12 protein-coding genes are annotated in these 13,348 nt (G+C 60.2%); all 12 read left to right on the forward strand.

Annotated features, from left to right (window positions below):
- Window positions 1-784: MBG domain-containing protein (locus AC07R0_RS25495; RefSeq protein ID WP_495106994.1), on the forward strand; the 784-nt coding region annotated here is incomplete at its 5' end.
- A gap of 56 nt (window positions 785-840) precedes the next feature.
- Window positions 841-2,361: a ShlB/FhaC/HecB family hemolysin secretion/activation protein gene (locus AC07R0_RS25500; RefSeq protein ID WP_495106995.1), complete on the forward strand. Its 1,521-nt coding sequence runs from the start codon at window positions 841-843 to the stop codon at window positions 2,359-2,361.
- 9 nt (window positions 2,362-2,370) lie between these two features.
- Window positions 2,371-3,549 (forward strand): fumarylacetoacetate hydrolase family protein, encoded by a 1,179-nt coding sequence (locus tag AC07R0_RS25505; protein WP_495106996.1) that lies wholly within the window; start codon window positions 2,371-2,373, stop codon window positions 3,547-3,549.
- Window positions 3,550-3,700: 151 nt separating this feature from the next.
- Window positions 3,701-4,060, forward strand: coding sequence for an FKBP-type peptidyl-prolyl cis-trans isomerase (locus tag AC07R0_RS25510; protein ID WP_495076620.1), 360 nt, complete (start codon window positions 3,701-3,703; stop codon window positions 4,058-4,060).
- 136 nt (window positions 4,061-4,196) lie between these two features.
- The gene (grpE, locus tag AC07R0_RS25515; protein ID WP_495076726.1) at window positions 4,197-4,700 is read left to right on the forward strand and encodes a nucleotide exchange factor GrpE; all 504 of its coding nucleotides are present in this window, start codon (window positions 4,197-4,199) and stop codon (window positions 4,698-4,700) included.
- Between the two features lie 110 nt (window positions 4,701-4,810).
- The gene (gene dnaK, locus AC07R0_RS25520) at window positions 4,811-6,763 is read left to right on the forward strand and encodes a molecular chaperone DnaK (RefSeq protein WP_495076621.1); all 1,953 of its coding nucleotides are present in this window, start codon (window positions 4,811-4,813) and stop codon (window positions 6,761-6,763) included.
- A gap of 122 nt (window positions 6,764-6,885) precedes the next feature.
- A complete protein-coding gene (locus tag AC07R0_RS25525; protein ID WP_495106997.1) occupies window positions 6,886-7,461 on the forward strand; it encodes a TMEM175 family protein in 576 nt (191 codons plus the stop codon).
- On the forward strand, window positions 7,458-8,594 hold the full coding sequence (gene dnaJ, locus AC07R0_RS25530) for a molecular chaperone DnaJ (protein ID WP_495097219.1): 1,137 nt from the start codon (window positions 7,458-7,460) through the stop codon (window positions 8,592-8,594). The genes AC07R0_RS25525 and dnaJ overlap by 4 nt, the downstream gene beginning before the upstream one ends.
- Window positions 8,595-8,796: 202 nt before the next feature.
- A complete protein-coding gene (locus AC07R0_RS25535) occupies window positions 8,797-9,903 on the forward strand; it encodes an S-(hydroxymethyl)glutathione dehydrogenase/class III alcohol dehydrogenase (protein WP_495076624.1) in 1,107 nt (368 codons plus the stop codon).
- Window positions 9,904-9,951: 48 nt separating this feature from the next.
- Window positions 9,952-10,827 (forward strand): S-formylglutathione hydrolase, encoded by an 876-nt coding sequence (fghA, locus tag AC07R0_RS25540; protein WP_495097220.1) that lies wholly within the window; start codon window positions 9,952-9,954, stop codon window positions 10,825-10,827.
- 13 nt (window positions 10,828-10,840) lie between these two features.
- On the forward strand, window positions 10,841-12,496 hold the full coding sequence (locus AC07R0_RS25545) for a phosphoethanolamine transferase (RefSeq protein ID WP_495106998.1): 1,656 nt from the start codon (window positions 10,841-10,843) through the stop codon (window positions 12,494-12,496).
- Between the two features lie 228 nt (window positions 12,497-12,724).
- The coding region (locus AC07R0_RS25550) for a DDE-type integrase/transposase/recombinase (protein WP_495106999.1) at window positions 12,725-13,348 on the forward strand (624 nt) is incomplete at its 3' end.

Here is a 13,348-nt window from a genome sequence, read left to right on the forward strand (position 1 = left end):
GAACGTGGGCACCGCCAAGACCGTCACCGAAACCTTCGGCATCGGCGGCAGTGCCGCCGGCAACTATGTGCTGGCCAATTCCACCGCCACCACCACTGCCGATATCACCCCCAAAGCGATCACAGTTTCCGCGCAAGGTGCAAGCAAGGTCTATGACAATAACGCCGCAACCGATCCGGCTCTCATTTATGTGGCGAACGGTCTCATCGGCGGCGATGGTTTGGAGGGCACATTGAGCCGGGTCAGCGGTCAAAATGCAGGTAGCTATGCGATAAATCAAGGCAGCCTGGCCAACGCGAACTACAGCATTGCATTCACAGGCAATACCTTCTCCATCACTCCTGCGCAACTAACGATCGCAGCGAATAGTGCCAACCGCTTAGTGGGACAAAACAACCCCGCGTTCAGTGCAACATTTAATGGTTTTGTGCCTGGTGAAAGTGTCAGCAATTCTGACTTGTCAGGCAGTTTGGTTTTTGGCACCACTGCAGCCAGTAACTCCGCGCCAGGACAGTACCCCATCGTTCCGAGTGGGTTGAACAGCAATAACTACCAATTGCACTATGAAGCAGGCACCTTGCTTGTCGACCCTGCCAGCTTGGTAACCGTCGCACTAGGCTCATCAACCAACGAAACAGGCTATACAGCCGCAATGCACGGGCTGTCCAATTTGGAACCCAGCAGCAACCGACTGACTCCAACAGTTTCAGCCGGTCATGCTGATTGCGGCTGGAGTTCAACCAAAGCCAGTTTACGAGTAAGGGTCGTGTGCCGCACCAAGTGATAGCCACACTACCGCATGTTCTGTCGCTAATGCTATGCAGCATGCTACTGCCAGCAATGGCACAGACGTTTCCAGATGCAACTGGCACGCCCTCTTCCGCCTCTACCCAGGGTGCGGAAGAAAAGATTTCCATCCAAAAAATCCGCGTGACAGGTGCAACGATTTACTCCGCGGCCACACTCGAGGCCTTGGTCAATTCATTGGACCATGGGGAACATACCCTTGCAGAACTGCAGCTTGGAGTAGAACGCATCAATGCCTTCTACCGTGCGGATGGATGGACCCTGGCACGTGCCTATTTGCCCACTCAAACGGTACGCAATGGAGAGATTGAAATCCGCGTCTTGGAAGGCGCCCTGTCTGAAGTACATATCGACAACCAGAGTCGGCTACGAACCAGCGTGTTGGAAGCTCGCTTGGCCCCCATCCCACGTGGTGCTCCGCTCAACCAGCATCAGCTTGACCGCACCTTGCTGTTACTTTCGGATGTATCCGGTACCCAGTTCAGTGCCGACTTGGCACCCGGCGTGTCCACAGGGTTGACCGATTTGCGCCTTAGCGCCCAGACATCACCACTGCTCGCTGGGCGTCTGGAAGTAGACAACTATGGATCGCAATACCTGGGCCGCGTACGGACAGGTGGCAAATTCGCGTTAAATAATCCATTGGGCTACGGTGAGCAATTTGGCCTGCATGTGCTGGGAGGCCATTCATCTCTCTTTTTCGGAAATATCTCCGCACAAGTCCCTTTGGGTTTCAACGGCCTAGGCCTAGGGGCCAGCGTCACCCGCACGCAGTACCGACTAGGCTCCGACTTCGCCCAGCTTGATGCGACAGGCAGCGTCAGAGCCGCCGCGATCAACATCAATTACGCATGGATTCGCAGCCTAAATACCAATTTAAGCAGCCAAATCAGCGTGGAAACCCGCGCGTTACAAGACAAAGTCAACGCAACGGAGACCGTGATCGACAAGCACGCCCAGCATGCCAGCCTGGACTTGACCTTCAGCCATCGCAGCGAGGGTGGAAGCAACAATCTGGCTATTCTGCGATTCGGCACGGGACACCTGGCGCTGGACAACGAGGTCACGCGCGCAATCGACGCTGCTAGCGCCCAGACGGCCGGACGCTACAACACTCTAGACCTAGAGCTGCAGCGAACCCAGCCGTTGCTCGGAAAATGGGAGGCATATGTACGATGGCATGGCCAAGCCGCATCCAAAAACCTGGATTCTTATGACAAGCTGGGACTCGGCGGCCCCAACGGAGTGCGCGCCTACCCGTCTGGAGAAGCCACCGGTGACCAGGGCTGGCTCTCCCAAGTAGAAATACGCTACACAGCATCTCCCATGCTCATTCCGTCCGTCTTTTGGGATACTGGCGCCGTGCTTATCAATAAAAATCCGTTTTTGTCTGGCGACAATCACCGTCGCCTGGAAGGTGCGGGGCTAGGAATTCGCGGTAGTTACCAGAACTTTGACTGGCAAGCATGGCTGGCTTGGCGGCGAACCAACCCCGCCCAATCCGAAAAAGATATGTCCCCTCGCGCATGGATTCAAGGCGGCTGGGCTTTTTAAAGAACTAATATGCAACAGCATTTGACTCTCTCCACCGTACTGCCTGCGGACCACCCAGACGCATTGCTGGTTGGCCGCATCTGGATGGAAGGCCGAGGCCCGGTGCTGATCCAGGTGAAGGCCGACGGCATCTACAGCCTGGAACATCTGGCCCTCACCTGCAGCCAGCTGCTGGAGCTGGCCGACCCGGCGGCCATGGTGCGTGCCCAGCCCGGCCTGCGCCTGGCGGATACCGCCGCAGTGCTGGCCAACTCGGCGCACAACGCCCGCAATCCGTCACAGCCCTGGCTGCTGGCGCCCTGCGATCTGCAGGCCCTGAAAGCGGCCGGCGTCACCTTTGTGGCCAGCATGCTGGAGCGGGTGATCGAGGAACAGGCGCGTGGCGACGCCAGCAAGGCGGCTGCGGTGCGCGCGGCCGTGGTGGCGGTGATTGGCGACAACCTCGGCAATATCCAACCCGGCTCGGCCGCTGCGGCCGAACTCAAAAAAGTACTGCTGACCCAGGGCATGTGGTCACAGTACTTGGAAGTGGGCATTGGCCCCGACGCCGAGTTGTTCACAAAATCGCAGGTGATGAGCGCCGTGGGCCTGGGCGCCGAGGTCGGCATCCACCCCGGCAGCGCCTGGAACAACCCCGAGCCCGAGGTGGTGCTGGCCGTCAACAGCCGCGGTTCGGTGGTCGGCGCGGCCCTGGGCAATGACGTGAACCTGCGCGACTTCGAAGGCCGCAGCGCCCTGCTGCTGGGCAAGGCCAAGGACAACAACGCGTCCTGCGCCATCGGTCCGTTCATCCGCCTGTTCGACGCGCATTTCTGTATGGACGACGTACGCCGCTGCGACCTGGCCATGGAAGTCGCCGGCCATGACGACGGCTTTGTCATGCAGGGTGCCAGCAGCCTCAGCAAGATCAGCCGCGACCCGGTGGACCTGGTGGAGCAGGCCATAGGCCCCAACCACCAGTACCCGGACGGCTTCATGCTGTTCCTGGGCACCATGTTCGCCCCCACCCAAGACCGCCATGGTCCTGGCCAGGGCTTCACGCATGTGATTGGCGATACGGTGACCGTGCGCACTGCCCAGTTGGGCCAGCTGGTGAACCGCGTCAACACCTGCGACCAGGTAGCGCCCTGGACCTATGGCATCAGCACCCTGATGCGCGACCTGGCGCGGCGCCGGCTGCTGGCATAATCCAGCGTCTTTTACGGCCTCTACGCAGATTGTTACTGCGCTAGAAGCTATATTTTCAATAGCAATCTGCTTGCGCAACGCTTGGCCCGGGCCCATTAGCCTGCGGCTCTGCGTTGCGCCAGTCATTTGGCTGCAACTTCAAGGAACTCTCATGGCAATCACCACCACCGCTTCCGGCCTGCAGTATGAAGACACCGTTCTGGGTGCCGGCGACGTGGCCACCAAGGGCAAAAGCGTCACCGTACATTACACCGGCTGGCTGTACAACGACGGCGTGCAAGGCGCCAAGTTCGACTCCAGCAAGGACCGCAAGGACCCGTTTGTGTTTTCCCTGGGCGCCGGCATGGTTATCAAGGGTTGGGACGAAGGCGTGGCCGGCATGCAAGTCGGTGGCCAACGCACACTGATCATCCCCGCAGACCTGGGCTATGGCGCCCGTGGCGCTGGCGGCGTGATCCCCCCGAACGCCACGCTGAAGTTCGACGTCGAACTGTTGGCCATCAAGGGCTGATCTCCGCCCGATTTTTTGCCCGCTGCCCCCTTGAAATCCAGGGGGTAGCCCCCAAGCTTGAACGCTGGTTCACTCGATTCCCCCACAGAACATGTCTGAAAACACCTCCAACCCCGACCACCAACCTCTGGACGGCATGGCCCCCGCTGAAGAGCTGGCCACCAGCGACGTGGAAGCCCTGGCCATCGCCCAGGCTGAGTTGGCTGCACTGAAAGCCAAAAGCGCCGATCTGGCTGACCAGTTTCTGCGCGCCAAGGCCGACGCCGAAAACGCCCGCCGCCGCGCCGAAGAAGACATCAGCAAGGCCCGCAAGTTCGCTGTGGAAAGCTTTGCCGAAAGCCTGCTGCCTGTAACCGACAGCCTGGAAGCCGGCCTGGCCATCAAAGACGCCACCACCGCCCAGATCCGCGAAGGTGCCGAAGCCACCCTGCGCCAACTGAAAAGCGCACTGGAACGCAACAAGGTCATTGAAATTGCCCCCGCCGCCGGAACAAAGTTCGACCCGCACCAGCACCAAGCCATCAGCGTGGTGCCTGCCGAGCAAGAAGCCAACACCGTGGTGACCGTGTTGCAAAAAGGCTATCTGATCGCCGACCGCGTGCTGCGCCCGGCCCTGGTAACCGTTACCGCCCCCAAATAAATACACATTTGGTAACCCCACACTTGAAGTGGGAAAAGTTATCCACACATTAGATCCATCCGGGCGCTGAACCCAGCTCCCACCCTTTATTTAGATTGCAGGAGAAAAACATGGGAAGAATTATCGGTATTGACTTGGGCACCACCAACAGCTGCGTGTCCGTCATGGAAGGCAACACGCCCCGCGTGATCGAAAACGCCGAAGGCGCTCGCACCACGCCGTCCATCGTGGCCTACCAAGAAGACGGTGAAGTGCTGGTTGGCGCATCTGCCAAGCGCCAGGCCGTCACCAACCCCAAGAACACCTTGTACGCGGTGAAGCGCCTGATCGGCCGCAAGTTCACCGAAAAAGAAGTCCAAAAAGACATCGACTTGATGCCCTACTCCATCGTGGCAGCCGACAACGGCGACGCCTGGGTGCAAGTGCGCGGCAACAAGCTGTCGGCCCAACAAGTCAGCGCCGACATTCTGCGCAAGATGAAGAAGACCGCTGAAGACTACCTGGGCGAAGCCGTCACCGAGGCCGTGATCACTGTGCCCGCGTACTTCAACGATGCACAGCGCCAAGCCACCAAGGACGCTGGCCGTATTGCCGGTCTGGACGTGAAGCGCATCATCAACGAACCTACCGCTGCAGCCCTGGCCTTCGGCCTGGACAAGCAGGAAAAGGGCGACCGCAAGATCGCCGTGTATGACCTGGGTGGCGGCACGTTCGACGTGTCCATCATCGAAATCGCCGATGTCGATGGCGAAAAGCAATTCGAAGTGCTGTCCACCAACGGCGACACCTTCCTGGGCGGCGAAGACTTCGACCAGCGCATCATCGACTTCATCATCAGCGAATTCAAGAAGGAATCCGGCGTCGACCTGTCCAAGGACGTGCTGGCTCTGCAACGCCTGAAGGAAGCCGCTGAAAAGGCCAAGATCGAGCTGTCCAACAGCGCATCGACCGACATCAACCTGCCCTACGTGACAGCCGATGCCTCCGGCCCCAAGCACTTGAACATCAAGCTCAGCCGTTCCAAGCTGGAAGCCCTGGTGGAAGAGCTGATCGAGCGCACCATCGCTCCTTGCAAGATCGCCATCAAGGACGCAGGCGTGAGCGTGGGTGACATCCATGACGTGATCCTGGTCGGCGGTATGACCCGCATGCCCAAGGTGCAAGAAAAGGTCAAGGAATTCTTCGGCCGCGATCCCCGCAAGGACGTGAACCCCGACGAAGCCGTGGCGGTTGGCGCTGCCATCCAAGGCCAGGTGTTGTCTGGCGACCGCAAGGACGTGCTGCTGCTGGACGTGACGCCTCTGTCCCTGGGTATCGAAACCCTGGGCGGCGTGATGACCAAGATGATCGCCAAGAACACGACCATCCCCACCAAGTTTGCGCAAACCTTCTCCACTGCGGACGACAACCAGCCCGCCGTGACCATCAAGGTGTTCCAAGGCGAACGCGAAATCGCCAGCGTCAACAAGCTGCTGGGCGAGTTCAACCTGGAGGGCATCCCCCCAGCAGCGCGTGGTACGCCGCAAATTGAAGTGTCCTTCGACATCGACGCCAACGGCATCTTGCACGTGGGCGCCAAGGACAAGGGCACCGGCAAGGAAAACAAGGTCACCATCAAGGCCAACTCCGGTCTGTCGGAAGCCGAAATCCAGCAAATGGTGAAAGACGCCGAGCTGAACGCCGCAGACGACAAGAAGAAGCTGGAACTGGTGCAAGCCCGTAACCAAGGCGAAGCCAGCGTGCACAGCGTGAAGAAGAGCCTGACCGAGTACGGCGACAAGATCGAAGCGTCTGAAAAGGAAAGCATCGAAGCCGCCATCAAGGCCCTAGAAGAAGCCCTGAAGGGTGAAGACAAGGCCGCCATCGACGAGAAGAACACCGCGTTAATGACCGTCAGCCAAAAGCTGGGCGAAAAGATGTACGCCGACATGCAAGCCAAGCAAGCCGCTGAAGAAGCCGCTGCCGGCGCAGGTGCGGCACCTGCTGGCGAGCAAGCCGCGGGTGCCAAGGCTGCGGACGACAACGTGGTCGACGCCGAGGTGAAAGAAGTCAAAAAGGGCTGATCCACACGTCTGATTGATCGCGTGGATTCGCCGCCGCGTCGAATGGCCGGAACTCCCCAGTTCATGGTCTTTCGACGCGGCTTTTTGCCTCCCATGCAGCCCCTGCTTCACCACAACCGACCATGAACAAGACGCGACTGGAAGCCTTCAGCGATGGCGTTATTGCCATCATCATCACCATCATGGTGCTGGAGCTGAAGGTGCCCCACGGCACCGAAATCGCGGACCTGTTGCCTTTGTTGCCGGTGTTCTTGAGCTATGTGTTGAGCTTTGTGAATGTAGGCATCTACTGGAACAACCACCACCACATGCTGCATACCGTGAAGAAGGTCGATGGCCGTACCCTGTGGGCCAATCTGCACCTGCTGTTCTGGTTGTCGCTGATGCCGTTTACCACGGCCTGGATGGGGGAGAACCATTTCGCGGCCCTGCCCATGGCCTTGTTCGGGGGGGTGCTGCTGATGTGCAGCATTGCCTACGCCACGCTGAAACGCAGCATCGTCTGCCTGCATGGCACGGATTCGGTATTGGCCCGGGCCGTAGGGTCGGACGTCAAAGGCAAATTGGCTACGGTGGCATACGCGCTGGCCATCCCGATGTGCTTTGTGAGCACCGCGCTGGCGGCTGGAATTATTGTGGCAGTGGCGCTGATGTGGCTCATCCCCGATCGCCGTATTGAGAAAGTGATTGCAGAATGAGCAAAAAAGATTATTACGAATCCCTCGGCGTTCCCAAGAACGCGTCCGAGGACGAAATCAAAAAGGCTTATCGCAAGCTGGCGATGAAGTACCACCCTGACCGCAACCAGGGTGATGCTGGCAAGGTGGCCGAAGAGAAGTTCAAGGAAGTCAAAGAAGCCTACGAGATGCTGAGCGACGCGCAAAAACGCGCCGCCTACGACCAGCATGGCTTCGCCGGCGTGGACCCGAATATGCGTGGCGGTGCTGGCGCAGAAGGCTTTGGCGGTTTTGCTGAAGCCTTTGGCGACATCTTTGGCGACATGTTCGGCCAAAGCCGGGGTGGACGTGGCGGTGGCCGCCAGGTATTCCGCGGCAGCGACCTCAGCTACGCCATGGAAGTCAGCCTGGAAGAAGCCGCCCGCGGCAAGGAAGCGCAGATCCGTATCCCCACCTGGGAAGCCTGCGACACCTGCCACGGCAGCGGCGCCAAGCCCGGCACGCAAGCCAAGACCTGCGGCACCTGCGCAGGCCAAGGCACGGTGCAAATGCGCCAAGGCTTCTTCAGCGTGCAGCAAACCTGCCCCACCTGCCGTGGTAGCGGCAAGGTGATTCCCGAGCCTTGCACCGTGTGCCAGGGCCAGGGCAAGCTGAAAAAGCAAAAGACGCTGGAAGTCAAAATCCCGGCCGGCATCGACGACGGCATGCGTATCCGCAGCGTGGGCAATGGCGAGCCAGGCTCCAACGGCGGCCCGCCGGGCGACCTGTACATCGAGATACGCCTGAAGAAGCACGACATCTTCGAGCGCGACGGGGGCGACCTGCACTGCTCGGTACCGGTAAGCTTCATCACCGCAGCCCTGGGCGGCGAGATCGAAGTGCCCACGCTGGCTGGCAAGGCGGCCATCGATATCCCCGAAGGCACCCAGGCCGGCAAGCAGTTCCGCCTGCGCGGCAAGGGCATCAAGGGAGTGCGTGATAGCGCGCCCGGCGACCTGTATTGCCACATCACGGTGGAAACGCCGGTCAAGCTCACCGAATACCAGCGCAAGCTGTTGCGGGAACTGGAAGACTCGCTGAAAAAAGGCGGTGGCAAGCACTCGCCCACGGGCGACAGTTGGACCGACCGTTTGAAGAAATTCTTCAGCGCATAAAACAAAGCCCTCGACTTGAACTTCGAGGGCTTTTTTTATGTCTGACCACAGATCTTTACTTGCTATTAATTTGATAGCACCTTACGCACGGTTTATCTGCGCTACAGGCCTTTTTATCCATAAGAATAGCAAGCGTGCAGAGATATACCGGTGCAAGAGTCGCCGCTTATAGTTCAAGCCTTTGATTCTGAGAGCTTCGCCCATGAAAACCAAAGCCGCAGTCGCCTGGAAAGCAGGCGCCCCCCTGACCATAGAAACCGTGGACCTGCAAGGCCCCAAGTTCGGCGAAGTGCTGGTCGAGATCAAAGCCACCGGCATCTGCCACACCGACTACTACACCCTCAGCGGTGCCGACCCCGAAGGCATCTTCCCCGCCATCCTGGGCCATGAAGGCGCCGGCATCGTGGTCGATGTCGGCCCCGGTGTCACCACGCTGCAAAAGGGCGACCACGTCATCCCCCTCTACACCCCCGAATGCCGCCAGTGCAAGTTCTGCCTCAGCCGCAAGACCAATCTGTGCCAGCTCATCCGTGGCACCCAGGGCAAAGGCCTGATGCCCGACGCCACCAGCCGCTTCAGCCTGGACGGCCAACCCATCTTCCACTACATGGGCACCAGCACCTTCAGCAACTACACCGTGGCCCCCGAGATCAGCCTGGCCAAGATCCGCAAGGACGCCCCGTTTGACAAGGTCTGCTACATCGGCTGCGGCGTCACCACCGGCATCGGTGCCGTGCTGTTCACCGCCAAGGTCGAAGCCGGCGCCAATGTGGTGGTCTTCGGCCTGGGCGGTATCGGCCTGAACGTGATCCAGGGCGCCAAGATGGTCGGCGCCGACAAGATCATCGGTGTGGACATCAACCCCGAGCGCCAGGCCATGGCCCGCCAGTTCGGCATGACCCACTTCATCAACCCCAAGGAAGTGCCGAACGTCGTAGACGCCATCGTGCAACTCACCGACGGTGGTGCCGACTACAGCTTCGAATGCATAGGCAACACCCAGGTCATGCGCCAGGCGCTGGAATGCACCCACAAGGGCTGGGGCCGCAGCATCATCATTGGCGTGGCCGAGGCCGGTGCCGAGATCAGTACCCGCCCATTCCAACTGGTCACCGGCCGCAAATGGGAAGGCTCGGCCTTTGGCGGCGCGCGTGGCCGCACCGACGTGCCCAAGATCGTCGACTGGTACATGGAAGGCAAGATCAGCATCGACCCGCTGATCACCCACACCATGCCGCTGGAGGACATCAACAAGGGCTTTGATTTGATGAAGCGCGGCGAGTCGATTCGCGGCGTTGTCTTGTATTAATCCCTGGCAAGCGTCCTCGATTCACTGCCCTCTTACTTCTAAGGCTATATGACTGATTCCTTGAAAACCCTTTCCGAGCACGGCTGCTTTGGCGGTGTGCAGACCTTCTACCAGCACGACTCGATGGAAATCGGTTTGCCCATGAAGTTCTCGGTGTTTCTGCCGGCGCAGGCCACGTTGGGCCGGGTGCCGGCCCTGGTGTATCTGGCGGGACTGACCTGCACGGACGAGACCTTTATGACCAAGGCCGGCGCCCAACAGTACGCTGCCCAGCATGGCATGGCGCTGATTGCACCCGATACCAGCCCGCGCGGCGCAAACGTGCCCGGCGAGACCGACAGCTGGGACTTCGGCCTAGCGGCCAGCTTCTATATCGACGCAACCGAAGAACCCTGGTCCAAGCACTATCGCATGGAGAGCTATATCGTCCATGAACTGCTACACATCGCGGTACGCAACCTGCCCATAGACCCGGAGCGCATCGGCATCTTCGGCCACTCCATGGGCGGCCACGGCGCGCTAACGCTGGCGCTCAAGCACCCCGGTCTGTTCCGCTCGGTATCCGCATTCGCGCCCATCTGCGCGCCCACGCAATGCGCCTGGGGGCAAAAAGCCTTCACTGGCTACCTGGGTGCGGACAACAGCAGTTGGCCCGCGCACGATGCCGTATTCCTGATGGCCGAACAGACCACACCGCCCTACCCAGACGGCATCCTGATCGACCAGGGCATGGCCGACAAATTCCTGGCCGAGCAGCTGAATCCGCATATCTTCGAGGCCGCCTGCAAAGCCGTGGGCCAGCCGCTGCTGCTGCGCCGCCAGATGGGCTACGACCACGGCTACTACTTCATCTCGACCTTCATGGCCGACCACATGGCCCACCACAGCAAGGCCTTGCACGCCCCTTTGACCGCACAGGCCTGAAAGCCCTCCCCCCATGCAGCTCTTCAACAACCGGACTTTGCAAACCGGCAAACACCCCGCCTGGCTCATTCTCATCTCCAGCCTCTGGATCGCCACGGTGTGCAATGTGCCGCTATGGCGTGAGCTGAACCGCCTGCCCGAGCTGCACAGCCTGCGCGGCCTGGCCTTTGCTGCAGGCTTTGGCGTCATCATCGCAGCCATCATGGCGCTGCTACTCAGCCTGCTGGCCTGGCGCTGGGTGCTGATTCCCGCCATCACGCTGAGTCTATTTGCGGCGGCCTTTGGTGCGCACTTCATGTTGTCCTATGGCGTGGTGATTGACACCACCATGCTGGTGAATGCGCTGCAGACCGATATGCGCGAAACCCGCGACCTGATGAATATGCGCATGCTGCTGACGGTGCTGGGCATGGCCGTGCTGCCCTGCCTGTGGCTGTGGCGCCAGCGCCTGCGTCGCCGCAGCGTGCTGCGCCAGATCGGCGGCAACCTGCTGGGCGTTGTCGTATCCTGCGTCGTGCTGGTGGCCACACTGTTCCTGGTGTACCAGGACTTTTCATCGCTGATGCGCAACCGCACCGAGATACGCTATCTGATCAACCCGCTGAACTCGTTCTACGCCCTGGGCGACATCGCCGCCAAGCCCTTCAAGCGCGACGAAAGCAAGATTCTGCCGGTAGGCCAGGATGCACAACTGGCCATCCCACCCGGCCCCGCCGGCAAGCCCCCGCTGCTGCTACTGGTGGTAGGCGAAACCGGGCGCATGGGCAACTTCGGCATCAACGGCTACGCGCGCGCCACCACGCCCGAGCTGGCCAAGGAACACATAGTCACCTACCAGAACGCCTGGTCCTGCGGCACCAATACCGCGGCCTCCGTGCCCTGCATGTTCTCGCACCTGGGCAAAAAGGCCTACGAAAGCCGCGACGCCAACTACGAAGGCCTGCTGGACATACTGCAGCGCAGCGGCCTGGGCGTGGTGTGGATAGACAACCAGTCCGGCTGCAAAGGCGTGTGCGACCGCGTGCCCAACACCAGCACCACCCAGCTGACCGACCCCGAGCTGTGCGTGGGTGGCGAATGCTTTGATGAAATCATGCTGCGCAAGGCCCAGGCCCGTATCGACGAACTCCCCGCCGAGCGCCGCGCCAAAGGCGTGGTCATCGTGTTGCACCAGATGGGCAGCCACGGCCCCGCCTACTACAAGCGCGTGCCCGCAGCCTTCAAGAAATTCCAGCCCGAATGCACCAGCAACAACCTGCAGGACTGCAGCCAGGCGCAGCTGGTCAACTCCTACGACAACACCATTCTGTACACCGACCACGTACTGGCCACCGCCATCCAGTGGCTGAAGACCAAGCAGGCCACCAACACCACCGCCATGGTCTATGTGGCCGACCACGGCGAGTCACTGGGTGAAAACAACATCTACCTGCACGGCCTGCCCTACGACATCGCCCCCGACCTGCAAAAACACGTGCCCTGGGTTACCTGGTTGTCGCCCGCCTACGAGCAACGCACCCACGTCACCACCGAGTGCCTGCAAAAGCGCAAGGACGAACGCGTCACCCACGACAACTACTTCCACTCGGTACTAGGCCTGCTGAACGTGAAAACCAGCCTCTACAAGCCCGAGCTGGACATGTTCGCGCCCTGTGTGAAGCCGGGGTAGATTGCTCTTTTATTGATAGCTGGTTGCGCAGGTATCTTCTGCGCTAGCGGTCGATTTGGCTTGTAGTTTCTTTTGGGCTTGTGGGCGCCATTCCCATCCCTGACCGGGTAGTCGCCCCGGCAGGCGACTAACTTCTTTTGCTTCGCTGTATGGACCGGGTACCTAGGTAACGGGTGTGCGAGGACATGGGTAACACTTTTCCAGCGCGAGATGCGCGAGGAGAAGTACATGGCCTGGCAAACAAGGAACCTTATGGACCTCAAGCGTGAGTTCGTGGAACTGGCCTTACAGCCGGGTGCCAACAGGCGAGACTTATGCCGTCGTTTTGGCATCAGCCCCAAGGCTGGTTATGCGCTGCTCGGTCGGTATCGAGAGGAAGGCTGGGCATGCTTGCAACCGCGCTCGTCGCGCCCCCACAGCAGTCCCTTGCGCAGCGCCACAAGCGTTGAAGATGCTGTTGTGGAGTTACGCCAGCAGCATCCTTGCTGGGGCGGTCGCAAAATTGCGCGCGTGCTGGCCAACGAAGGACTGGCGAGTGCGCCCCCACCCAGCACCGTCACAGCGATCCTGCACCGACACGGGCTCATTAGCCCCCAGGCATCGCTGGCAGCAACGCCTTGGCAGCGCTTTGAACATGATTGCCCCAATGCGTTGTGGCAGATCGACTTCAAAGGCTATTTTGAGACGCTGGGCGGGCGCTGCCATCCGTTGACGCTGTTGGATGACCACTCGCGCTTCAACCTCGCACTCAGCGCGTGCGCCAGGCCCGATACCTCCAGTGTGCAATCCCATTTGCAGCGCGTTTTTGAACACTACGGACTGCCGGTACGTATCAATGCTGACAACGGCGGG

Source organism: Rhodoferax sp. GW821-FHT07F03 (assembly GCF_059418745.1).